At 62.1% G+C, this 21886-nt stretch carries 21 protein-coding genes and 1 pseudogene; 13 read left to right on the top strand and 9 right to left on the bottom strand.

Features of this window, described 5'->3' with window-relative positions; translation table 11 throughout:
• Positions 1-32: 32 nt before the first annotated feature.
• Positions 33-392 (top strand): DUF6481 family protein, encoded by a 360-nt coding sequence (locus tag JQ600_RS19900; protein WP_212261593.1) that lies wholly within the window; start codon positions 33-35, stop codon positions 390-392.
• Positions 393-931: 539 nt separating this feature from the next.
• Complete coding sequence (gene dctP, locus JQ600_RS19905) at positions 932-1954, top strand: TRAP transporter substrate-binding protein DctP (RefSeq protein ID WP_212389314.1); 1023 nt, start codon at positions 932-934, stop codon at positions 1952-1954.
• A 10-nt stretch (positions 1955-1964) separates the two neighbouring features.
• Here the strand turns inward: dctP and JQ600_RS19910 are convergent, their stop codons facing one another.
• Positions 1965-2663 (bottom strand): GntR family transcriptional regulator, encoded by a 699-nt coding sequence (locus JQ600_RS19910; protein WP_212389315.1) that lies wholly within the window; start codon positions 2661-2663, stop codon positions 1965-1967.
• 189 nt (positions 2664-2852) lie between these two features.
• Between JQ600_RS19910 and JQ600_RS19915 the strand changes: the two genes are divergently transcribed.
• The 4 genes from JQ600_RS19915 (at position 2853) to JQ600_RS19930 (ending at position 6766) form a co-directional block, all read left to right on the top strand.
• Positions 2853-3476, top strand: coding sequence for a TRAP transporter small permease (locus tag JQ600_RS19915; RefSeq protein WP_212261602.1), 624 nt, complete (start codon positions 2853-2855; stop codon positions 3474-3476).
• Positions 3476-4741: a TRAP transporter large permease gene (locus JQ600_RS19920; RefSeq protein WP_212261605.1), complete on the top strand. Its 1266-nt coding sequence runs from the start codon at positions 3476-3478 to the stop codon at positions 4739-4741. The genes JQ600_RS19915 and JQ600_RS19920 overlap by 1 nt, the downstream gene beginning before the upstream one ends.
• A gap of 26 nt (positions 4742-4767) precedes the next feature.
• Complete coding sequence (locus tag JQ600_RS19925; RefSeq protein ID WP_212389316.1) at positions 4768-5763, top strand: TRAP transporter substrate-binding protein; 996 nt, start codon at positions 4768-4770, stop codon at positions 5761-5763.
• A 76-nt stretch (positions 5764-5839) separates the two neighbouring features.
• Positions 5840-6766: a dihydrodipicolinate synthase family protein gene (locus JQ600_RS19930; RefSeq protein ID WP_212389317.1), complete on the top strand. Its 927-nt coding sequence runs from the start codon at positions 5840-5842 to the stop codon at positions 6764-6766.
• Positions 6767-6771: 5 nt separating this feature from the next.
• Here the strand turns inward: JQ600_RS19930 and JQ600_RS19935 are convergent, their stop codons facing one another.
• The 3 genes from JQ600_RS19935 to JQ600_RS19945 are packed head-to-tail and all read right to left on the bottom strand — an operon-like array spanning position 6772 to position 11313.
• Positions 6772-7680: a hydroxymethylglutaryl-CoA lyase gene (locus JQ600_RS19935; RefSeq protein WP_212389318.1), complete on the bottom strand. Its 909-nt coding sequence runs from the start codon at positions 7678-7680 to the stop codon at positions 6772-6774.
• 7 nt (positions 7681-7687) lie between these two features.
• Entirely contained in the window at positions 7688-9694 is a 2007-nt protein-coding gene (locus tag JQ600_RS19940; RefSeq protein ID WP_212389319.1) for an acetyl/propionyl/methylcrotonyl-CoA carboxylase subunit alpha, read from the bottom strand.
• A 14-nt stretch (positions 9695-9708) separates the two neighbouring features.
• A complete protein-coding gene (locus tag JQ600_RS19945; protein WP_212490049.1) occupies positions 9709-11313 on the bottom strand; it encodes a carboxyl transferase domain-containing protein in 1605 nt (534 codons plus the stop codon).
• 331 nt (positions 11314-11644) lie between these two features.
• Here JQ600_RS19945 and JQ600_RS19950 point away from each other — a divergent pair, with 331 nt between their 5' ends.
• Positions 11645-12292 carry a TetR/AcrR family transcriptional regulator gene (locus tag JQ600_RS19950; RefSeq protein WP_212490050.1) on the top strand — a complete coding sequence of 216 codons (648 nt, stop codon included), beginning with the start codon at positions 11645-11647 and terminating at the stop codon, positions 12290-12292.
• Positions 12293-12325: 33 nt separating this feature from the next.
• The gene (locus JQ600_RS19955) at positions 12326-12820 is read left to right on the top strand and encodes an Lrp/AsnC family transcriptional regulator (RefSeq protein ID WP_212389322.1); all 495 of its coding nucleotides are present in this window, start codon (positions 12326-12328) and stop codon (positions 12818-12820) included.
• A 52-nt stretch (positions 12821-12872) separates the two neighbouring features.
• Here JQ600_RS19955 and JQ600_RS19960 read toward each other — a convergent pair whose 3' ends face one another.
• Complete coding sequence (locus JQ600_RS19960; protein WP_212261623.1) at positions 12873-13178, bottom strand: ETC complex I subunit; 306 nt, start codon at positions 13176-13178, stop codon at positions 12873-12875.
• Between the two features lie 285 nt (positions 13179-13463).
• Between JQ600_RS19960 and JQ600_RS19965 the strand changes: the two are divergent.
• Positions 13464-14555: pseudogene (locus tag JQ600_RS19965) on the top strand (OpgC domain-containing protein); the annotation flags it as partial.
• Here JQ600_RS19965 and JQ600_RS37600 read toward each other — a convergent pair.
• The gene (locus JQ600_RS37600) at positions 14527-14613 is read right to left on the bottom strand and encodes a hypothetical protein (protein WP_409363306.1); all 87 of its coding nucleotides are present in this window, start codon (positions 14611-14613) and stop codon (positions 14527-14529) included. The pseudogene JQ600_RS19965 and the gene JQ600_RS37600 overlap by 29 nt on opposite strands.
• A 40-nt stretch (positions 14614-14653) precedes the next feature.
• Entirely contained in the window at positions 14654-16462 is a 1809-nt protein-coding gene (locus JQ600_RS19970; RefSeq protein ID WP_212389323.1) for a carbamoyltransferase C-terminal domain-containing protein, read from the bottom strand.
• Between the two features lie 509 nt (positions 16463-16971).
• Between JQ600_RS19970 and JQ600_RS19975 the strand changes: the two genes are divergently transcribed.
• Complete coding sequence (locus JQ600_RS19975; RefSeq protein WP_212389324.1) at positions 16972-17190, top strand: hypothetical protein; 219 nt, start codon at positions 16972-16974, stop codon at positions 17188-17190.
• A gap of 310 nt (positions 17191-17500) precedes the next feature.
• Here JQ600_RS19975 and JQ600_RS19980 read toward each other — a convergent pair whose 3' ends face one another.
• On the bottom strand, positions 17501-18277 hold the full coding sequence (locus JQ600_RS19980; protein ID WP_212389325.1) for a cyclase family protein: 777 nt from the start codon (positions 18275-18277) through the stop codon (positions 17501-17503).
• A gap of 57 nt (positions 18278-18334) precedes the next feature.
• Entirely contained in the window at positions 18335-19318 is a 984-nt protein-coding gene (locus JQ600_RS19985; protein WP_212389326.1) for a fumarylacetoacetate hydrolase family protein, read from the bottom strand.
• A gap of 98 nt (positions 19319-19416) precedes the next feature.
• On the opposite strand from JQ600_RS19985, the gene JQ600_RS19990 reads away from it, so the two are divergent.
• From JQ600_RS19990 to JQ600_RS20000, 3 genes are read left to right on the top strand one after another with little or no spacing between them, the layout of a single operon-like run.
• Positions 19417-20331, top strand: coding sequence for an ABC transporter substrate-binding protein (locus JQ600_RS19990; protein ID WP_409363307.1), 915 nt, complete (start codon positions 19417-19419; stop codon positions 20329-20331).
• A gap of 10 nt (positions 20332-20341) precedes the next feature.
• Positions 20342-21040 carry a GntR family transcriptional regulator gene (locus JQ600_RS19995; protein WP_212261643.1) on the top strand — a complete coding sequence of 233 codons (699 nt, stop codon included), beginning with the start codon at positions 20342-20344 and terminating at the stop codon, positions 21038-21040.
• A 4-nt stretch (positions 21041-21044) separates the two neighbouring features.
• Positions 21045-21848 carry an ABC transporter ATP-binding protein gene (locus tag JQ600_RS20000; protein WP_212389328.1) on the top strand — a complete coding sequence of 268 codons (804 nt, stop codon included), beginning with the start codon at positions 21045-21047 and terminating at the stop codon, positions 21846-21848.
• Positions 21849-21886 lie beyond the last annotated feature (38 nt).

Consider the following 21886-nt stretch of genomic DNA (forward strand, 5'->3'; position numbering starts at 1 on the left):
CAACCAATCAAGAAAACGACAAGGCCCCTTTTATGAGTGGATTCAAGGAACCCAGCTTCGCCGACCGCCAGAAGGCCGCCCAGCAAGCGAGACAGAACATCCTGAACAAGTTCAAGGCCCAGCCCGGCCCTGACGATCCGGAGGTGAAGCAGCGTCAGGTCGAGCGCGAAGCGCAGGCGGCCGCCCGCGCCAAGGCCAAGGAAGCCCGCGAAGCTGCCAAGGCCGAAGCCAAGGCGCGCGAGGAAGAAGCTGCGGCCGCGGCTGCCGCCCAGCTCGCCCGCGAAAAGGAAGAAGAGGCCGCCAGACAGGCAGCCCTCGAGGCCGAAGCGAAGGCCAAGCGCGATGCACGCTACGCGGCCCGCAAGAGCGGCGGCAAAGGCAAGAAGAAGTAACGCGCTCGTTCGGGCGCGGGCATCCGCGCCGGAAATCGCAAGACTCCGCTCGGGCGAGCCCGATTGAAAAAACAAACGACGGCTTGGCTATTGTTCATGCCGTCTTTCACCATCCCGCCGTCGTTTCATGGCGTCCGTCTTCATCATGCCCTGTCCTTCCTCGTGGCACTCCTGGACGTGTTGAACAGCGAGTCGTTCTTCCTGGGTCGTCCCTGCGCCTATTGTCCTGGATGGCGGCAGCGCGACGTCACAAGGATACGCGTCATTACCGGCCATAGCGGATAATTGAAGCAGGCCAGCGCACGCGCCCCGAGAAACGGAGGCGGACGCATGTTTGACGAGTCTTCCGCTAAAACCCTCCCCTCCCTACGTGTGCACTGCGGCAGACCTTGAAGTCTGGCTCTGGAATCAGCCACTGCTGCCTTGAGCGACAGGCTGGCTCGAACGATCAGAACAGAGAATCTTCGCACGCAGCCGGTTAAACTGCGCTCAGCGCCGGCTTGGACACGCCAATCGGGAATGGAATTCAGGGGAGAACCATGCTCACACGCCGCCATGTTCTCGGATCCGCGCTCGCCGCGCCTGCTATCCTTCGCTTCGGCACGGGCACCGCACACGCCGCAACGAGGCTGAAGATTTCGCATCAGTTTCCGGGCGGCACCATCGACAAGGGCGATTTCCGCGACCGCCTGTGCCGTACGTTCGCGCAGGAAGTCGCCAAGCGCAGCGGCGGCGAGATCGCGGCCGAGGTCTATCCGAACTCCTCGCTGATCAAGACCAACGCGCAATTCTCGGCGATGCGCAAAGGTGAGCTCGATCTAAGCCTCTATCCCCTTCCCTATGCCGGCGGCGAATTGCCGGAAACCAATATCGGCCTGATGCCCGGACTGGTTTCGACCTACGATCAGGGCTTGCGCTGGAAAACGCACCCCGTCGGCAAGGCGCTGACCGATTTCCTGGCCGACAAGGGCATCATCTTGCTGAGCTGGGTCTGGCAGGCCGGCGGCGTCGCCAGCCGTTCCAGGCCGATCGTCGCTCCGGAAGACGCCAAGGGCCTCAAGGTTCGCGGCGGTTCGCGCGAGATGGACATGGTGCTGCTGACCGCGGGCGCAGCGGTGCTCTCGGTACCGTCCAACGAACTCTATGCGGCGATGCAGAGCGGCGCCTGCGATGCCGGAATTACCTCCTCCACCAGCCTGATCTCGTTCCGTCTGGAGGAGGTCGCAAAATCGCTGACCTCGGGCGCGGGCGCATCCTACTGGTTCATGCTGGAGCCATTGTTGATGTCGAAGCCGAGCTTCGACAAGCTGCCGAAGAACCAGCAGGACATCATTCGCGCGGTCGGCGCCGACCTCGAAGCCTTCGCCAAGAAGGGTGCACAGGACGACGATATCGAAGTCGCCAAGGTCTATGAGAAGGCCGGCGCCAAAGTCAGCGCGCTCGATGCGGCAACCGTCGCCAAGTGGCGCGACATCGCGCGCGATACCGCGTGGAAAGACTACAGTGCCGCGACGGCGACGTCGGCCAATCTGCTGAAGCTTGCAAGCGACGTCGCCGCCTGATGCGTTCGCACTACTCGCCTGCCCGCGTTCCGCGCTTGGAACGAACTGCGATCGAGCCGCCACCGACGACGTGCAACAGATCCGCTCTGACGGATTCGATATGCTGCTCCAGAAACCGGCACGCCTCGTCGATTTGCTGTGCCCGGCACAGCGCGATCAGATGGGCGTGCTCCTTTTCAGCGATCCCCATCGCCTTGGTGTTGGATAGTTGCAGGCGCGTGTAGCGGTCGCTGGTTTGCAGCAGCGCCACGACGATCGCCTTGGTCCGGGGCTGGCGTGCCTGCGCGTAGAGCGCCATGTGAAATTCGGCGTTGAGCTGACCCCATTCGCTGACGTTGCGCGCCTTGATCGCCTTCTCGAAGCGCTTCTGGATATCGTCCAATCCGTCGAGGTCCCTGGCGGCAAAGCAAGGTGCGGATTGCGCCAGCAGCCGCGGCTCCAGGATCCGGCGCAGATCAAACACGTCGTTGATTTCGTCGAGCGACAGTTCCGAAACGATCGCCCCCTTTTGCGGGACGATCCGTACCAGGCCTTCGGCCTCGAGCTGAAACAGCGCTTCACGAACCGGAATGCGGCTCACGCCATAAGCATCGCCCAGCGCGTCCTGCCGCAGTTGGGATCCCGCCGGATAGGTCCCGTCGAGAATCGATTGCCTGAGCTGGTCGACGATCGCGGCCGATAAGGTCCGGTGCTTTAGCGGGACTTTCATTTGATCTTCCGTCTTCATCGCCGGCCCCTCCAGTCGAGGCGGTCTTGTTTCGCACGTTGAAGTGGTCCGCCCCAGCACAAAGCCGGTGGGAGGCCCACGATTGGCCCCGCAATCTCCATTGACAGCAATAATGTATAAATTATACATTTTGCGAATGCACGGCAAATTTCGCGGGCTGCGGGGCTCCCCATGATCGAACAAACGGCTTCCGATGCGCCGGCGTTCAGCGCCCGCAGCTTCGTGGTCAGGGCCTCCGGCGCCCTGCTCGCATGCGAGCGCCTTGCCCTGATGGGCTTGATGTATCTGCTGACGGCCCTGATCCTGGTGAACGTCGTCACCCGCTATTCGCATTTTCCGATCTACTGGATCGATGAATCGGCCGTCTATTGCGTGGTCTGGCTGACGTTTATCGGCGCCTCCGCGATGACCCGGCTGAGACTCGATTTCGCCGTCACCATGCTGACCGAACGGCTTTCGGCGCGAGCCCAGAAGCTTGCCAAGGTGATCGCAACCGGCATGGTCGTGGTGTTCGGCGTGTCGCTGATCGCCACCTGCTGGCTCTGGATGGACCCGGTTGGCCTCGCCCGCGCCGGCTTCGACGCCCGCAAATTTGCCGGCGAGACCTTCAACTTCCTCTACACCGAGCGCACCCAGACGCTCAATTGGCCGACCTGGGTGGTGTATCTGACGCTGCCGATCTTTGCCGTGTCGATCACGATCCACGGCATCGCCAATCTGCTCGAGGACCTCGATCTCATGCCACGAACGGCCTTGAAGGGCTTCCAGCTCTCCGAGCTCGACGGGGTCAACTGATGATCACCTCGGCCGCCTTCATGGTGATCATGCTGGTCGGCGTGCCGATCGGTCTTTGTCTCTGCCTTGCCGGCTTTGTTTACATCATCGCGTCGGGCAATCCGGTGCTGTTTCAATCCTATCCGCTGCAATTGTTCGGCGGCGTCGACAGTTACGGACTGATCGCGATACCGCTGTTCATCCTGATCGGCGAGATCATGAATGGCGGCGGCATTACCCGGCGCATCGTCGACATGGCGATGGCGTTTGTCGGCTCGCTGAAGGGCGGGCTGGCCTACGTCAACATCCTCGCCAACATGTTCATCTCCTCCATCCTCGGTTCGGCGACCGCGCAGGTCGCGATCATGGCGCAGATCATGGTCCCGGAAATGGAGAAGAAGGGTTACGACAGGACCTTTGCGGCGGGCCTGACCGCCTATGGCGGCATGCTCGGGCCGATCATTCCGCCATCCGTGATGTTCGTCGTCTACAGCGTGCTGGCGCAGGTCTCGGTCAGCGACATGCTGATCGCCGGCATCGTGCCCGGCGTGATCCTCACGGTGATGTTCTGTCTCGTCATTGCGCTGATGGGCTACGTCTACAACTACCCGCGCGCCGAATATCAGACGCCGCGCCAGCGCGTGGCGACGATCCTGCGCACCTGTCCGACACTGCTGATTCCGATCGTCATCGTCGGCTCGATCCTTGGCGGGCTTGCCAACGCGACGGAGTCGGCGGCCGTCGGCGCGGTCGCGGCGGCCCTGATCGGAAAATACTGGACCAGGGAGTTCGAATTCTCGCAGCTGCCGCAGATGATGCTGCGCTCCGGCATCTATTCGGCCATCGTGCTGTTTCTGGTGGCGGCCGCCGCCGTGTTCTCCTGGGTGCTGATCTTCGGCAAGGTGCCGCAGGAAACCGCGGCGTGGATCCAGTCGGTGGCCAAGGATCCGGTCAGCTTCATGCTGCTTTGCAACGTCATCCTGCTGGTGATCGGCACGGTGATTGACGGAATTCCCGGCCTGATCATGACGGTGCCGATCCTGCTGCCGGTCGCCACCGAAATCTATCACATCGATCCCCGGCATTTCGGCGTGGTGGTGGTGATCAATCTGGTGCTCGGCCTGCTGTCACCTCCAGTGGGCCTTTGCTTCTTCGTCGCCGCCGCCGTTACCGGCGCCAAGCCGGGAAAGATGTTCATCGTGACGCTGCCTTTTTTCGGGATCTCCTGCGTCCTGCTGGTGCTGCTCTCGCTCTATCCCTCCCTGTCCCTCGTCCTCATCAAGTGAATCGCCCAACTCAAAGGAGCCTTGCCATGTCCATTTCACGTCGTCGATTTCTTGGCCGATTTCTTGCCGCCGGCGCGGCCGTGCCGTTGTTCGCGCCCTCGCTCGCGCTGGCCCAGGCCAAGGAGTTTCGGCTCGGCCTCATCACGCCCAACGGGCACTCCTGGAACAAGGCCGCCCTCAAGCTCGGCGAGGACCTGAAGGCCGCCACCAGCGGCCGCCTGACCATGACCGTGTTTCACTCCGGGCAGCTCGGCAACGAGCCCGCCATGATGCAGCAGCTGCAATCCGGCGCGCTCGACATGGGCTTCATCCAGGCCGCCGAACTCGGCTCGCGCGTGCCGCACATCGCCGCGATCAACGCGCCCTACATCGTGCGTTCGACGCCGTCGGTCGCCAAGTTCGTCCGCCATCCCGCGGCGGTCAAACTGTTCGACGTGCTGCCGCAGGAAACTGGAACGATCGGTCTGGGCTGGGGCATCACCGGCATGCGCGCGATCTTCTCGGCCAAGGACCTGACTGGTCTCGCCGATATCAAAGGCATGAAGCTGCGCATCAATCCGACGCCGGTCTATCGCGACTTCTATTCGTCGCTCGGCGCGGCGCCGACGCCGATCCCGACGCCGCAGGTGTTCGACGCGATGTCGAACGGCCAGGTCGACGGGCTCGAGGCCGACCTCGAATTCTCCTGGAACCAGCGCTTTGACAAGGTCGCCAAGGTCATCCTGCAGATGAACGCCGTCTTCATGCCGATGGCAGCCGTCGTCTCCGGCCGCGTGTGGCAGTCGCTGCCGGCAGCCGACAAGGAGCTGATCGCCAAGACCGTCAAGTCGACGCTCGACGCGCAGATCGACGAACTCGCGGGCAACGAGCCGAAGCTGATCGAAAACTTCCGCAACGCGCCGATCCCGATCCGGCAGGTCGCGACGGCGGATACCGAGGCTGTCATTGCCGAGTTCGACAAGATCTGGCTGCCCAAAGCCCCCGTCCTCGCCGAGCTGCGCAAGGTCGGCGCGACGCTCTGACCTTCTCCATCGTTCTTCCAGTCAAATCCCGGCGGATTCAAAGAATCCGCCGGAAAAATCCCATCGGAGCGAAACAATGAGCCCACGCATTTCCTGGGAAGGCGTCTTCCCGGCCGTTACCACGCAATTCCATGACGACCTGTCGCTCGACATCAACGCCACCGCCAAAGTGATGGACGGCTTGATCCGCGACGGCGTATCCGGACTGATCATCTGCGGTTCGGTCGGCGAGAACACCTCGCTCGAGCGCAAGGAAAAGATCGCCATCATGGAGACGGCTAAGTCGGTCGCGGCCGGCCGCGTTCCTGTGTTGTGCGGCATCGCCGAGTTCACGACGGCCTTTGCGGTGGAAACCGCCAGGGAAGCCGCGCGGGTCGGGATCGACGGCATCATGGTGATGCCGGCGCTGGTCTATTCGTCCAAGCCTCACGAGACCGCCGCGCACTTCAGATCGGTCGCAACGGCGACCGATCTGCCTGTCATGCTCTACAACAACCCGCCGATCTACAAGAACGACGTGACGCCGGATATTCTCGCCACGCTCGCCGACGTCGAGACGGTGGTGTGCTTCAAGGATTCCTCCGGCGACACCAGGCGTTTCATCGACACCCGCAACATGGTCGGCGATCGCTTCGTGCTGTTCGCCGGCCTCGACGACGTCATCGTCGAGAGCGTGGCCATGGGTGCGGTCGGCTGGGTATCGGGCATGTCAAATGCCTTCCCGCGCGAAGGGGAAACCTTGTTCCGCCTCGCAAAGGCCGGACGCTACGCCGAAGCCATGCCGCTCTACGAATGGTTCATGCCGCTGCTGCATCTCGATGCCCGTCCGGACCTTGTCCAGTGCATCAAGCTTTGCGAGCACATCATTGGCCGCGGTACTGCGCTGACCCGTCCGCCGCGGCTGGCATTGCTGCCGCACGAAAAGGCGGAGGTCGAAGCCATCATGTCCACGGCGCTGAAGAACCGGCCGATGCTGCCGAATGTCGGCTTGAAGGCCGCCTAAGCGGTCTATTTCGCGGTGCGCATCTTTGCGTTCAATGCCGACGCGACGCGGCTGACTGGAGGCCTGCCAATCAAGCGCCTGACCTCATTGGTCGCCGCGAGCAGCTTTGTCATGTCCACGCCGGTTTTCATCCCCAAGCCCTCGAGCATGTAGATCACGTCCTCGGTCGCGACATTACCGGTCGCGCCGGGGGCGTAGGGGCAGCCGCCGAGACCGCCGGCGGCGGAATCGATCACGCGCGCGCCCTCTTCCATCCCCGCATAGAGGTTAGCCAGCGCCTGCCCATAGGTGTCATGGAAATGCATCGCGAGCTTTTCCATCGGCACGCTGCCGGCCACCGCACGCAGCAGCTGCCGCGCCTTCATCGGCGTACCGACGCCGATGGTGTCGCCGAGCGAGACCTCGTAACAGCCGAGGTCCCACAGCATTTTGGCGACGTCGACGACCGCTTGCGGCTTCACCTCGCCATCAAAGGGACAGCCGAGCACGCAGGAAATATAGCCGCGCACCCTGATGCCATCGGCCTTGGCGCGGGCGACCACCGGCTTGAAGCGCTCGATCGATTCCGCGACCGAGCAATTGATGTTGGCGCGCGAAAATCCTTCCGAGGCCGAGGCGAACACGGCAATGACCTTGGCGCCGGCCGCTTGCGAGGCCTCGTAGCCCTTTTCGTTCGGCACCAGCACGTGGAATTCACTGCCCCCGATATGGCTGACGCCGCGCAACACCTGGTCCGAGCCGACCATCTGCGGGATCGCTTTCGGCGACACGAAGGCGCCGACCTCGACGGTGTGCAATCCTGCACCGATCAAAGCCTCGATGAAGGCGATGCGGTCCGCGACGCTGATCGGGATCTTCTCGTTCTGCAGCCCGTCGCGCGGCCCTACTTCAATGATACGGACAGCGTCGCTCATTTCGGCCTCACGAGGCTGCAGGTTCGACTTCGGCGAGTTCGACGCCTTCGCCAACGATATCGCCGACCTTGCATTTGATCTTCTTCAACACGCCGGCAAACGGCGCGCGCAGGGTCTGCTCCATCTTCATGACTTCCAGCGTCAGGATCGCAGCCCCCTTCTCCAGCGTCGCGCCCTCCTCGGCCAGCAACGCCACCACGGTGCCCGGCAAGGGCGCCACGATCTTGTCCTCGCCGACATGCTCCTCGGTCTCGCCGCCGAACGGATCGACCCAATGCAGATCAAAGCGGCCGTTGCGGGTGCGCAGATAGAGTTCGTGGCCCTCGATCACGGCAACGACATGAGATTTAATGCCGTCGAGCGTCAGATCAAAACCACCATCATCCGCCGGCGTCGTGGTGAAAACGAATTGGCGCTCGCCGATCGACAGCGTCGACGCCCCGTTGCCATAGTCCAGCGTGACCTTCTGCTCGGCGCCCTGGCCCTGGCGAAGCGCGAACACCCGCTGCCGCTGGCCGACCGGCTGCCAGCCAAAGGCCTGCCACGGCGAATGGGCCTCCTTGGCTGCGACCTTGCGCTCTTCGACGACGATAGCGGCGATCGCTGCACAGAGTTCAAGATGGCCGCACGCGTGTTTCGGGTCCGTCAGGCCCTTCAATTCGCGTTCAATAAAACTGGTGTCGATGGTATTCGCCCGAACCTGCGGATGCGTCACCAGCGCCGACAGGAACGGGATGTTGGTCACGATGCCGCGGACGTCGGTCTCTTCCAGTCCGCGGTTGAGCCTCTCAATCGCGGCCTGCCGCGTCGGCGCCCACGCGATCACTTTGGCGAGCATGGCGTCGTAATAGGGCGATACCGCATCGCCGCTGCGATAGCCGGCATCGATCCGCAGGCCGTCAACGGCGTCAGGCGTGCTCCATGTCTTGATCCGGCCGACCGAGGGCATAAAATTCTTCTGCGGGTTTTCCGCATAAACCCGCGCCTCGATGGCATGGCCGTTCAGCTTGATCTCATTTTGCGTCAGCGGCAGCTTTTCGCCGAACGCCACCCGCAACTGCCATTCCACCAGGTCGACGCCGGTGATCAATTCGGTCACGGGATGCTCGACCTGCAGGCGCGTGTTCATCTCGATGAAGAACACGTCCTTGCCGTCGGAGACGAATTCGATGGTGCCGGCGCCGACATAATTGACCGCGCCGGCCGCCTTGCGCGCGGCGGCGCAAACCGCCTCGCGCTGGGTGGCGTTCAGCGTCGGCGACGGCGCCTCCTCGATCACCTTCTGATGGCGCCGCTGCAGCGTGCATTCGCGCTCGAACAGCGACAGCAGATTGCCGTGGCTGTCGCCGATGATCTGCACCTCGATGTGACGCGGGTTGAGGACGAATTTTTCGATCAGCATGCGATCGTCGCCGAACGCGGCTTTTGCTTCGCGCTTGGCACTGACGATGGCCGCCGCCAGTTCACCGGCCGAATTGACCACGCGCATGCCGCGCCCGCCGCCACCGGCCGAGGCCTTGACCAGCACCGGGAAGCCGATCTTGTCGGCGGCCTGCGCCAGCGTCGCCTCGTCCTGGGCCTCGCCGTGATAGCCGGGCACCAGCGGCACGCCGGCCTTTTCCATCAGCGCCTTGGAGCCGGATTTGGAGCCCATTGCCGTCATCATCGCGGCGGTCGGACCGACGAACACCAGGCCGGCGTCGAGGCAGGCTTGCGCGAACTCGGCATTTTCAGACAGGAACCCATAGCCGGGGTGCACCGCTTCGGCGCCGGTCTGGCGCGCGGCCTCAATGACCCGCTCGACGTTGAGGTAGCTGTCGCGGGCCCGCGCCGGCCCCAGCAGCACGGCCTCATCGGCCATGGCGACATGCATGGCGTCGCGGTCGGCTTCGGAATAGACGGCCACGGTGCGCAGCCCCATGGCGCGGGCGGAGCGGATCACGCGGCAGGCGATCTCGCCGCGGTTGGCGATCAAGAGCGTGCGAAAACGCCGGTATAGTTTCGAGCGGTCCATCATGAGTTCCTGCATCACATCCTGAACAGGCCGAATTTCGTCGGTTCGATCGGCGCGTTGGCAGCCGCGGATAATCCAAGGCCGAGCACCAGCCGCGTGTCGGCGGGATCGATCACCCCATCGTCCCACAGCCGCGCGGTGGCATAATAAGGACTGCCCTGGCTCTCATACTGAGCACGAATCGGCGCACGAAACTTCTCGTCCTCTTCGGCCGACCAGGTGTCGCCCTTCGCCTCGATACCGTCGCGCCGCACCTGGGCCAGAACCATCGACGCCTGCTCGCCGCCCATCACCGAAATGCGGGCGTTCGGCCACATCCAGAGGAAGCGCGGGCTGTAGGCCCGCCCCGACATGCCGTAATTGCCGGCGCCATAGGAGCCGCCGATCACGACGGTGAATTTCGGCACCCCGGCGGTCGCCACCGCCGTCACCAGCTTGGCGCCGTCGCGCGCGATGCCGCCGGCCTCGTATTTCTTGCCGACCATGAAGCCGGTAATGTTCTGCAGGAACACCAGCGGAATATTGCGCTGGCAGCACAATTCGATGAAGTGCGCGCCCTTCAGCGAGCTCTCGCTGAACAGGATGCCGTTGTTGGCGATGATACCGACCGGATAGCCCCAGATATGGGCAAAGCCGCAGATCAGGGTCGTACCGTAAAGTTTCTTGAACTCGTCGAATTCGGAACCATCGACGATCCGCGCGATGACGTCATGAACGTCGAACGGCTTGCGGCCGTCGGCGGAAACCACGCCGTAGATTTCCTCCGCCGGGAACAGCGGCTCGCGCGGCTCGCGCATGTTGAGTGCGGCGCGCGTCGGCGGCTTCAACGTGGCGACGATGCGACGCGCGATCCCGATCGCATGGGCGTCGTTCTGCGCGTAATGGTCGGTGACGCCGGACTGCCGCGAATGCACGTCGGCGCCGCCGAGCTCTTCGGCCGTGACCACCTCGCCGGTCGCGGCCTTCACCAGCGGCGGTCCGCCGAGAAAGATCGTGCCCTGGTTACGCACGATGATGCTCTCGTCCGACATCGCGGGCACATAGGCGCCGCCGGCCGTGCAGGAGCCCATCACAATGGCGATCTGCGGAATGCCTTGCGCCGACATCTGCGCCTGGTTGTAGAAGATGCGGCCGAAATGCCGCTCGTCGGGAAAGATCTCGTCCTGCAGCGGCAGGAACGCGCCGCCGGAATCGACCATGTAGACGCAGGGCAGATTGTTCTGCCGCGCGATGTCCTGCGCGCGCAGATGCTTCTTCACGGTCATCGGATAATAGGTGCCGCCCTTGATGGTGGCGTCGTTGGCGACGATGACGCATTCGCGGCCCGAGATGCGCCCTACCCCGGTGATGACGCTGGCGGAATGGACGTCGCCGCCATAGAGGCCGTGGGCGGCCAGCGGCGACAATTCGAGGAACGCGGTCCCGGGATCGACCAGTAGGTCGACACGCTGGCGCGCCAGCATTTTGCCGCGCGAGGTATGCCGCGCGCGCGAGGTCTTGCCGCCGCCGCCGGCAACCACCTTGAGTTTTTCACGGAGGTCGGCGACGAGGCCGCGCATCACTTCAGCGTTGCGGGCAAAATCGGCGGATGTGGGATCGATCGTTGAATGAAGCGACATGGCCTATCGTTTCTTTGAGTGACGGGCGGTGGTGCGTGGGCCTCTAGGACTAACGGGACAAGACCTCTCGCGAAACGGCGCGACAGGCTGTACCATCTTTGCGGTGAAGTGTCCCGGCAGCCGCGATTGACGGCCCGTTTGCAGGATGATGTCTCCTCCGAATTAAAAACGATCATACGTTTTTTTAATGGAGCCGCAAGAGGATGGTCATCATTTTCGATTTTCCGCCAAAATGTCACGTTATGCCGTTGAAATTCCTCACATCTCATGCAATAAACATACGGTCGTTTGTATCTTTACAGGCGACTTATTCGACCGCCCGGGGACCAAAATGGCACGCACGATCGGCTCTTATGGCCCGAAGACGCTGGAAGCGATCCGCAAGGCCGGACTGCGCCTGATCTTCGAACAGGGCTATTCCGCGATGAGCCTGCGCGACCTCGCCGCCGAGGTCGGGATCCAGGTGGGGTCGCTGTACAATCATATCAGCACCAAGCAGGAACTGCTGTTCGAGCTGGTGCAGGACCACGTCAACGAGCTCATTCGTCAGCTCGATCTCGCGCTGGAAGGAAAGCAAAGTCCGGAGGAAAAGCTCCGCGCCTTCGTCGCATTCCACGTCACCTACCACATGAGCCGCAAGCGCGAGGTCTTCATCGCCAATTCCGAGCTGCGCAGCCTGGAGCCGAAGAACTATGAGGCGATCGTGGCGCTGCGCAGCGCCTATGAGGCGCGGCTGGCGCGTATCCTCTCGGACGGCGTTTCCGAAGGCGCCTTCGAAGTCGTTGACGTGAAGGTGGCGACGTTTGCGATCCTGGCGCTCCTGACCGGCCTCTGCACCTGGTACCGGCCGGGCGGACGCCTGACCAGGGACGCGATCATCGCCGCCCATGAGAAACTCGTGCTGTCGGGCGTGACGCCGCAGGCCGCGAGCGCCCCTGCCCGCAGCATCCGCAAGCCACGGCGCGTTGCAGCCGTCTAGCAGCGGCGGACTCTTGAGCGCGAACGAGCAGCCATGGCAGCCAATCACAAGCTCGACGACATCGACCTGAAGATATTGTCCGAGCTCCAGAAGGATGGACGCATCCGGATCAACGAACTGGCCAGTCGTGTCGGCCTCTCCCTGCCGCCTTGCCTGCGGCGCGTGCGCTCCCTGCGCAGCCGCGGCGTGATCAAGGCGATCCGCGCCACGATCGACGAGAAGGTGCTCGGCTACGAGGTCGTGTCGTTCGTATCGATCCAGCTGGCGAGCCAGGCCAAGGCGACGCTGGAAGCGTTCGAAGCCTCGATTGCGACCTTGCCGCTGGTTCTGCAAAGCTGGCGCATCTCGGGAGAAGCGGACTTTTTACTCAAATGCGTTGCGCCCGATGTCGAGGGGATGCATCAGCAGCTTCGGCAGTTCGCCGCCATGCCCGAGGTCCGGACCATCAGAAGCCTGCCGGTCCTTGGCGTCGCGAAGGATGCGCCCTTGCCGATCCCGGGGGATCCGACGCCCCGAACCGATCCCTAACGCTTCAATGGGTTCAGGACTTAATGGGTTCAGGACTTGGTGGCTTCAGGACTTAGTGGGTCCAGGGCTCGCCGCGCCGGAACGCGAAATTATCGGCATAGGCGACCTGCCGGTGCGCGGAGTCCTTGGGTTCGATCACCTGATAGGGAATGCCCTTGCGCTCGCAATAGGCCACCGCGTCTTCCTTGGTATCGAAGCGGAGCGTGAGCTGCTGCTTCATGTCGCCGGATGAGGTCCACCCCATCAGCGGTTCAATGGCCCGGGGCTGCTCGGGCTCATAGTCGAGCTGCCACTCCCGGGTCTTGGCCCTCCCCGATTGCATCGCGTTTTTGGCAGGTTTAAAAATGCGTGCGGTCATGGATGGCCGGGTCCTCAGAGATATGCGACTTAACGACATGCGACTTAACGACAGGGGTACTTGGAGAGTTTTGGCGGAAACCGCCGGGATAGTATAAATACACCTTTCAGGGATTTGATCGGTGATTCCATAACCCCGGATGTACCATTTCCGGACCGGTATAGTCATTATGCTGCACTGTGACAATCTTCGTCCGCCCTGCGGCCAGGGTATGGTTCGAGGCCAGATTCAAGGCTTGGTCCTGCGGCGCGATCGTCCCGACAGCATCACATCGAAGCGGCTCCCATGAAAATCAACGCCACCCTGCCCGAAAAAGGACGCGACCTCCGGCTCGACCTGTTTCGCGGGGTTGCGAACTGGGCGATCTATCTGGATCACATCCCGGACAACGTGGTGAACTGGATCACGACCCGCAACTACGGCTTCAGCGACGCGGCCGACCTGTTCGTTTTCATTTCCGGATATACTGCCTCCTTCGTCTATGCCCGGATGATGCTCGACCGCGGCTTCATCGTCGGCGCCACGCGGCTGACCAAGCGCGTCTGGCAGCTCTACGTCGCCCATATCATCCTGTTCGTGATCTATATCGCCTCGATCAGCTACCTCGCGCTGCGGTTTGGCGATTCCGAGCTCGTCAACGAGTTCAACGTCGTCGGCCTGGTCGACAACGCAACCGAAACGTTGCGCCAAGGCTTGTTCCTGAAGTTCAAGCCGGTAAATCTCGACGTGCTGCCGCTCTACATCGTGCTGATGGGGCTGTTCCCGCCGGTGCTGTGGATGATGCTGCGCCAGCCCAACTGGACCATGGTCGCCGCGATCGTGCTGTGGCTGGTGTCGCGGCAGACCGGCTGGAACCTGGCGGCCTATCCCGCCGGAACCTGGTACTTCAACCCGTTCGCCTGGCAGGTGTTGTTCGTGTTCGGCTCCTGGTGCGCGCTCGGCGGCGCCCGGCGGTCGGCGGCGGTAATCAATCACCCGCTGACGCTGTATTTCTGTATCGCCTACCTGCTGTTGGGGCTGGTCATGACGATGGCCGGCAGGTTTCCGGATTTCGGAAACATGTTCCCGCATTGGCTCTATTCGATGTTCAATCCGAACGACAAGACCAATCTGGCGCCCTACCGCTTCATCCATTTCGTGGTGATCGTGATCATGGTGATCCGGTTCATCCCGAAGGATTGGCCGGCGCTGGAATGGAGAATATTCGATCCGCTGGTGGTCTGCGGCCAGCAATCGCTCGCGGTGTTCTGCGTCGGCGTGTTCCTCTCGTTCGTCGGGCACTTCCAGCTGTCGCTAAGTTCCGGTTCGCTGTTCGCGCAGATCTTCGTCAGCGTAACCGGCATTGCGATCATGACCATCGTCGCCTACTACATTTCCTGGTCGAAACGGCAGGACAAGCCGCTGCCCAAGCCGGTGGCGCCGAAAGCCGCCTGATCGAGGCGGCTTGATCCGGGTGCCTTACAAAACGGCCACCTTTAGGCCGGCCGGGCGGTCGCTGACACCAGGTTCCTCACGTCGTCGTAGGTATCGACCAGCGGTCCGACGATCTTGTGCATGGCGGTCTTCGATACCACCGTGTCGTGCATGATCAGATGGTCGACCCCCGTGGTCAGGAAGCAGGCCACAGCATCGCGCGGCGTTTCGACGATCGGCTCGCCCTTGATGTTGTATGACGTGTTGATCAGCACGGGAACGCCGGTCAGCGCGTCGAACTCCTTCAGCAACTGGTACAGCCTCGGATTGGTCGCTTCGCGCACGGTCTGGACGCGCGCCGTACCGTCGACATGCACGATCGCCGGAATCTTGTCGCGCCATTCAGGGCGAACCGGTTTCGCAAGCAGCATGAACGGCGAATCCGCGTCGCCCTCGAAAATGTCCTTCATCCGCTCGGCCAATACGATCGGCGCGAACGGGCGGAACGCCTGGCGGTGCTTGACGCGGCTGTTCAGGATGTCCTTCATCTCGGGCTTGCGGGGATCACCGAGCAGGCTGCGGTTGCCGAGCGCCCGCGGGCCGAACTCCGAGCCGCCCTGAAACCAGCCGATCACCCGCTGATCCGCGAGCAACTTCGCGGTATCGCGGCAAATATTGTCGCTGCGTCTCGCGTCGATCTGGATGCGCACCAGAAACCGCTGCAGCGCAGCCGCGACATCCGCATCGCTATAGGGCTTGCCGATATAGGAATGCTCCATGACGAAGTTGCGGCGCTGCTTCAGGATCTCGAGCCAGCCATAATACGCGCAGCCGATCGCAATGCCGTCATCGCCGGTCGCCGGCTGGATCCAGATATTGTCGAAACCGGCTTCACGGGCGAGCCGGCCATTGGCCACGCAGTTCAGGGCGACACCACCGGCCATCGTCAGGTTCTTGGCGCCGGTCGTTTCGCGAAGCCAGCGGGCGCGCGCGAGCAGCACGTTCTCGGTATCGTCCTGCACCCGCCAGGCCAAATCCTCCCAGTGCCGCATCGCCGGGCTCTTTTCCCAGTTGCTGCCGTCCTGGATGTAGGGCTGCTTGAGATCGGTGGTCCAGTGCGGTACCTGCAGCGTGCCGTCGGTCAGCCCCATCAGGCTCTTGACCTGGTTGTGGCGGCCATAGGGCGCGAGCCCCATCAGCTCGCCGCATTTATTCCAGTCGCCGAAAATGTAGGTCGACGCCCGGCTGTAGAGCGCGCCCATCCCCGGCATGTTGTAGAATTCATCGCTCAGGAAGCCGCGGTCCGGCTCCATGAAAACCTTCTTCAGGCATTCGAGCGTCGATCCCTTGAACTTGTAATAGCTCTCGGATTCGCGCGCGAGCGGCGTTGCGGTGTCGCTCGAGGGATAGGACTCCATGACATCGGACTGATAGCTGCCGACGCCATCGACGATCATCACCACGCCTTCCTCGAACGGCGATACCGCGAACGCGCTGTAGGCGTGCGCCAGATGGTGGGAGATCGTCACCACCTTGTCCTGACGCGACAGGTACAACGGGTGCTTGGCCGCGTCGTCCCGTTCAAATTCGGGAAGGAAGCCCGGCGCGTCAAAATAGACCAGCCGTTCTTCCATTTCCCCCACCGGCATGATGTAGCAATTGCGAACGATCAGATCGATATCATCCAGCGTGATGCCTTCAGCCTCGAGGCAATAATCGATCACCTCCTTGTAAAAGCCGGACGCATGCTTGACCCGCGTGATCCGCTCCTTGGCGATCGCGAATGCGATGACGCCGTCACGCAACAGGCAGGCGCTCACATCATGGTCGTAGGTGTTCAGGCCGAGAACATAGGTGTGCTGTTTGGGCATGGATACTCTTTAAGGCGGGGGACCGTCGTGCGCGAGATGTCGACTTCAAGTTGTTGGCGTGGGCTTGTTCGGTTTCTTGCCTGATTTCTCGGCTGGTTTGTCGTGCCGAGTTTTCGTTTCGGTAATTCTGCAGTGCACAATCGTCGGACAGAAAGATGAACGAAGATGAACAAAGATGAACAAAGATTAACGGCGCGACGCGAGAATTCGTCGCAAGCCGGAGTGTAACTTGACCTTATCTTTCCATCTTAATAAAGTCCCGAATTGCCGGAAGAACCTTAGTAAAGATATTATCTTAGCTCATCTGAACCGAAAGCATTTTCGAGCGTCTAAGTTTGATAGTGCGGAAAAGTCCAGGTGGTTTTGAAAGTGACCGGGAGATTCTAGAATGGCTAAACGCTACAATATCCTGACGCGTTGTCTTGCAGCGCTCGCCCTGTTGTTCGTCTACGTCGCCAGTACGTCTGCCATTCTGGTAGGTGCAACGACCTCGCCGGCGGAAGCCCGCGGTGGAAGAGGCCGTGGCGGCGGATGGGGCCGCGGCGGTGGTCGTGGTTTCTATCGCGGCGGTGGCTGGGGTCGTGGATATGGCCGTGGCCGAGGCTATGGCTTCTACGGTGTTCCCGTGGTTCGTGGCGGACCGCGTTGCTGGTGGAATGCCTACGGCGTTCGCGTCTGCAGGTATTATTGATACCGGACTGATCGGCGAAATTTACGCCACGGTCTAAACAATAATCAGGTGTGCCGGACAACCGGCACGCCTTTTTCTTTGCCGCCAATTTGACACCTCCACTGCGCGATATGTGGCTAGCTCGATAGCCACGTGTTCGGTATGAGCGCGCTGCGCTCAATCGATATGCGCAGTCTCTGCGTTGCGCGCGCGACCGCTGTTGTAAGTGTCAGCGCGCCGGCACCGAGGATGAAGCCGCGGCGGGGTTGAGATCGACGAAGCGGACTCACTCCCGCAGAAGCATCCGCCAACGGGCTGGACGCAATTCCATCATGAATTCCTCTCGGCCTTTCTCGCTGGCGATGGATCTATCCGTCGAGAATAGCGACGGCCCGGGTCCAGCCCGCCGAGGCGCGTTCGATCTTCACCGGGAAGCAGGACACCATGAACCCGGTCGATGGCAGTTGCTCGAGGTTGTGCAACTTCTCGATGTGGCAATAGCCGATGTGACGGCCGGCCTTGTGGCCTTCCCAGATCAGGCTGGCGTCCTTGGTCTCGGCATATTTCTGCGCGGTGTAGACGAACGGCGCATCCCAGCTCCAGCCGTCGATGCCGGTCAGCCGCACGCCGCGCTCCAGAAGATACATCGTCGCCTCATAGCCCATGCCGCAGCCCGAGGTGACGTAATCCTGTTGGCCATATTTCATGCCGGCGCTGGTGTTAACCACCACGATTTCCAGCGGCGACAGCGTATGACCGATACGCTTGAGCTCGTTCTCCACGTCCTTGGCGGTCGCCACATAGCCGTCGGCAAAATGCCGGAAGTCGAGCTTCACCCCCGGCTGCAGGCACCATTCCAGCGGCACTTCGTCGATGGTCCAGGATCGCTCGCCCCGGTTCATGGTGGGATGGAAGTGCCAGGGCGCATCCAGGTGGGTGCCGTTGTGGGTCGAGAGCTGCACCTGTTCGACCGCCCAGCCCTGCCCGTCCGGCAGGTCTTCGGCCTTCAGCCCGTCAAAGAACGGCAGCATGCGCGGCAGGCCCTGCTGGTGGTCGATGTACTGGATGGTCGGGTGACCGCCCGGCGGATCGGCGGGTACATCGTTTTGCAGGGGAACGGAGATATCGATCAACTTACGCGCCATTGGCGTTTCCTCACTGAATGTTTTTGGTTCTTGTTGTGGTGGCGTGGTCGCGGCGGCCTATTGCCGTTCGACGCGGTTCTTCAGGATACCGATCTTTTCGACTTCAAGCTCGATGCTGTCGCCGTGTTCGAGATACCAGCCGAGTTCCAGTCCGCAGCCATTGCCGACCGTGCCGGAGCCGATGAATTCGCCGGGCATCAGGGTCTCGTCCTTGGTGACATGGGCGATAATCTCCTCGAATGAAAACAGCATTCCATCGGAAACCCCTTGCGAGCGCATCTTGCCGTTGACGCGCACTTCCATCTTGAGCTTGTAGGGGTCTCCGATTTCGTCCGGCGTGATGATCCACGGTCCCATCACATTGCCGCCATCGAAACTCTTGCCTTTTGCGGGGCCGAGCCGCCCCTCCATTTCGATACGCTGGGCGTCGCGCGCGGAAAAATCGTTGAAGATCGTATAACCGAAGATGTGATCCTTGGCTTTTGCGGCGGAAATATCGGCACCCTTGTTCTTGGTGATGATGCCGAATTCGCATTCATAATCCATCACCTGACTGTAGCGCGGCCACTTTACGGTGGTGTTGGTGCCGCGGACGCTGAAGCGGTTGGTGATGTAATAGATCGGCTGCTTGCGATAGACCTCCGGCAATTCGCCGAGCGGCTCGGCCTCGATCCGCGCCAGTTCCGCCATGTCGTTCCTGGCGCGTGCGGCGAGCTTGAGCTGGCCGCGCGGGGCCTGGAGAATGTGCAGCGGGAACGACATGCCGTCCCGCATCTGCCGCGGCTCCGGGATCGGGGCGAGGATATCGGCCGTTGCAGCGGATACCGACAAGGTTTCGTCCTTGCCGTGCTTGTCGAACACGGCCGATGCCTGTTCGAGCGCGCCTTCGCCGGCATCGATCAGGGCAAGCATGGAAACGAAGGCCGGATTGGCGGCGCCGTTCCGGCTGGCGGCCGCGGCGAGATCGAACAATTTGCCGTCACCGGAGTGCACGATCCCGAGCTTTTCCCGACCGTCGGATTTGAATGTTGCGAGTTTCATTGTGTGCCGCCTCTTGCTTTTGGATGAAATATATGATCAAAAAAAATATCGATAATCAAGCACCAAAAATGTAAACCGGGGAGATGGCGGTGAAAACGATCCTTGCAACCTTTGCGGTCAGCCTGGCGCTGGCGGGAGCTGCCGTCGCACAGGCCAAGATTCAGGTCGGTTGCACGGCGACGTCGGATTGCGCCTCCGCCATGGTGGCGATCGACGAAGGCATCTTCAAAAAGCACGGGCTTGAAGTCGAGATGACGCCGATCGGCATCAATTCGAACATCCCCGCCGCGATCCTTTCCAACTCGATTCAGATCGGTGGTCCAACCTCGACCGTGTTCCTGCAGGCCGTCGACGGCGGCCTCGACCTCGTCGCCATCGCCGGCGCGAGCGTGATGAGCCCGGTGAACCAGGACAGCATCGCCGCCTTCGTCCGCAACGGCATTACCATCAAGGAGCCGAAGGATTTCGTCGGCAAGAAAGTCGGTGCGCCCGGCCTCAACGCCTTCCTGCATGTGCTGTTCGTAAAGTGGCTGGTGGACAAAGGTGTCGATCCCAGACGCGTCAATTTCGTCGAGGTCACCTTCCCGACCATGGCCGACATCATCAAGTCCGGCGGCGTCGATGCCGTGCTCACGGCCGAGCCGTTCGTGACGCGTATGCTGAACGCAGGATTGGGCTCGGTCGGCGCGCGTTATGCAGCCGAGCTCGCGCGCACCGAGCCGATCATTTTCTACGCGGCATCCCGCGAATGGGCCGACAAGAACGCCGTCGCGATCAAGAAATTTCGCGATGCGATCGCTGAATCTGCGCTGATCGTCAATGGCGATCGCGACAAGGCCTCCGCGTCGATTGCCAAATTCACCAAGCAGCCGATCGAATTGGTCAAGGCGACGCCCCCGAACCAATCCGAGCCGGTGCTTAAGCCCGAGCAGTTGAGCTGGTGGATCGAGGTGATGTCGTCGCAGAAAATGCTGCAATCCAGGCTCGATACCGCCAAACTGGTCCTGAAGTGAGGCTGTTGCAATGTCGACTACCGAGCGCAATTCGACCCAACCCGCGACTGAGGCCGCAACCTTAAGCGAGCGCGCCGCCACGCTGGTCGAGCACGACATACTGGCCGGGCATCTCGCGCCGGGATCGCGGCTTGGGATCATCGATCTGGTTCAGCGCTATGAGATCGGCGCGACGCCGCTGCGCGAAGGATTGTCGCGGCTGATGTCGCGCGGGCTGATCGTCGGAACCGGACAGCGAGGCTTTCGCGTTGCGGACGTCAGCCGCGAAGATCTGCACGATATCACCGTGATGCGGACCGCGGTCGAGATCGAGGCCATCAGGCTGGCGATTACCCATGGCGACGATGCCTGGGAGGCCGGCATCGTCAGCACGCTGCACCAGATGCGCCGGCACATCGAGCGGACCGGCGATGAATTCCGCGAAGGCGCCGAGGATTTCGACCGGCTGCACAAGGGTTTCCACACCGCGCTACTGACCGGCTGCGGCTCCAAGCGGCTGCTATCAGCGCATTCCGATCTCTACGACCAGGCCTACCGCTATCGCCGCGTGATGATGCGCTCCCTCGAGAGCGGCAAGAAATTCGTGCGCGTCCACCAATTGCTCGCCGACCGCGTTCTTTCCCGCGATATCGCCGGCGCGCAGGCGATGCTGGAGGCGCATCTGCGTTCGACGATCGACATCGTCTATCCCACTGGAAGCGAGAGCTGACGCCATGGCAAACGCTGCAAAACGCTTCGAAGTCATTCCCGGCCAGCCGAGACCGCAGATCGCGTTCAGCGGCGTTACGCTCCGGCTCGGTGGCAAGACCATCATCGAGAATTTGAGCCTTGGCGTCCGGCCCGGCGAATTCCTCTGCGTCGTCGGTGCGTCCGGTTGCGGCAAGACCACCGCGCTGCGGCTGGCGGCGGGGCTCTACCAGCCGACCAGCGGCAAGGTGGATTTCGACGGCCAGCCGATGCTGCATCCGCGGCGCGAGATCGCCATCGTCTTCCAGGATTACGGCAAGGCGCTGCTGCCGTGGCGCACCGCGGCCGGCAATGTGTCGCTGGCGCTCGAAGCCGGCGGAATGCCGGCCGCCGAGCGCCCTGCCCGTATCGAGGAATTGCTGCGCACGGTGGGCCTGCCCGGCCATGCCGGAAAATATCCCGCCGAAATGTCCGGCGGCATGCAGCAGCGGCTGCAGATCGCACGATGCCTGGCGCAGGAGCCGAAGACGCTATTGATGGACGAGCCGTTCGGCGCGCTGGACGCGATGACGCGGCAGGGCTTGCAGGACGAGGTGCTGGCACTGGTGGCTGCAAGCGGCGCCACCGTGATCTTCGTGACGCATGATCTGGACGAAGCCATCTATCTCGGCGACCGCGTCATCGGCCTGTTGCCGCATCCCGGTCGGATCGGCATCGAGCTTGCGGTCAATCTGCCGCGGCCGCGCGATCAGCTTTCGACCCGCGAACACCCGGAATTCCTGCGCTTGCGGCGGCAGTTGTTCGACTTCATCAAGGCGACCGAACAGTGACGACGGATAAGGCCAAGGAAAAGGCCAAGGAAAAAGTT

This window comes from Bradyrhizobium sp. AUGA SZCCT0176 (genome assembly GCF_018130145.1).
GTDB lineage: Bacteria > Pseudomonadota > Alphaproteobacteria > Rhizobiales > Xanthobacteraceae > Bradyrhizobium.

What these genes read in the sequence shown, in the direction of transcription:
- dctP (WP_212389314.1), top strand. Translation starts at nt 932, where the DNA reads ATGCTCACACGCCGCCATGTTCTCGGATCCGCGCTCGCCGCGCCTGCT.
- JQ600_RS19935 (WP_212389318.1), bottom strand. Translation starts at nt 7,680, where the DNA reads ATGAGCGACGCTGTCCGTATCATTGAAGTAGGGCCGCGCGACGGGCTG.
- JQ600_RS19980 (WP_212389325.1), bottom strand. Translation starts at nt 18,277, where the DNA reads ATGGCGCGTAAGTTGATCGATATCTCCGTTCCCCTGCAAAACGATGTA.
- JQ600_RS20000 (WP_212389328.1), top strand. Translation starts at nt 21,045, where the DNA reads ATGGCAAACGCTGCAAAACGCTTCGAAGTCATTCCCGGCCAGCCGAGA.
- JQ600_RS19910 (WP_212389315.1), bottom strand. Translation starts at nt 2,663, where the DNA reads ATGAAAGTCCCGCTAAAGCACCGGACCTTATCGGCCGCGATCGTCGAC.
- JQ600_RS19950 (WP_212490050.1), top strand. Translation starts at nt 11,645, where the DNA reads ATGGCACGCACGATCGGCTCTTATGGCCCGAAGACGCTGGAAGCGATC.
- JQ600_RS19985 (WP_212389326.1), bottom strand. Translation starts at nt 19,318, where the DNA reads ATGAAACTCGCAACATTCAAATCCGACGGTCGGGAAAAGCTCGGGATC.
- JQ600_RS19945 (WP_212490049.1), bottom strand. Translation starts at nt 11,313, where the DNA reads ATGTCGCTTCATTCAACGATCGATCCCACATCCGCCGATTTTGCCCGC.
- JQ600_RS19955 (WP_212389322.1), top strand. Translation starts at nt 12,326, where the DNA reads ATGGCAGCCAATCACAAGCTCGACGACATCGACCTGAAGATATTGTCC.
- JQ600_RS19915 (WP_212261602.1), top strand. Translation starts at nt 2,853, where the DNA reads ATGATCGAACAAACGGCTTCCGATGCGCCGGCGTTCAGCGCCCGCAGC.
- JQ600_RS19995 (WP_212261643.1), top strand. Translation starts at nt 20,342, where the DNA reads ATGTCGACTACCGAGCGCAATTCGACCCAACCCGCGACTGAGGCCGCA.
- JQ600_RS19900 (WP_212261593.1), top strand. Translation starts at nt 33, where the DNA reads ATGAGTGGATTCAAGGAACCCAGCTTCGCCGACCGCCAGAAGGCCGCC.
- JQ600_RS19920 (WP_212261605.1), top strand. Translation starts at nt 3,476, where the DNA reads ATGATCACCTCGGCCGCCTTCATGGTGATCATGCTGGTCGGCGTGCCG.
- JQ600_RS19970 (WP_212389323.1), bottom strand. Translation starts at nt 16,462, where the DNA reads ATGCCCAAACAGCACACCTATGTTCTCGGCCTGAACACCTACGACCAT.
- JQ600_RS19925 (WP_212389316.1), top strand. Translation starts at nt 4,768, where the DNA reads ATGTCCATTTCACGTCGTCGATTTCTTGGCCGATTTCTTGCCGCCGGC.
- JQ600_RS19940 (WP_212389319.1), bottom strand. Translation starts at nt 9,694, where the DNA reads ATGGACCGCTCGAAACTATACCGGCGTTTTCGCACGCTCTTGATCGCC.
- JQ600_RS19960 (WP_212261623.1), bottom strand. Translation starts at nt 13,178, where the DNA reads ATGACCGCACGCATTTTTAAACCTGCCAAAAACGCGATGCAATCGGGG.
- JQ600_RS19930 (WP_212389317.1), top strand. Translation starts at nt 5,840, where the DNA reads ATGAGCCCACGCATTTCCTGGGAAGGCGTCTTCCCGGCCGTTACCACG.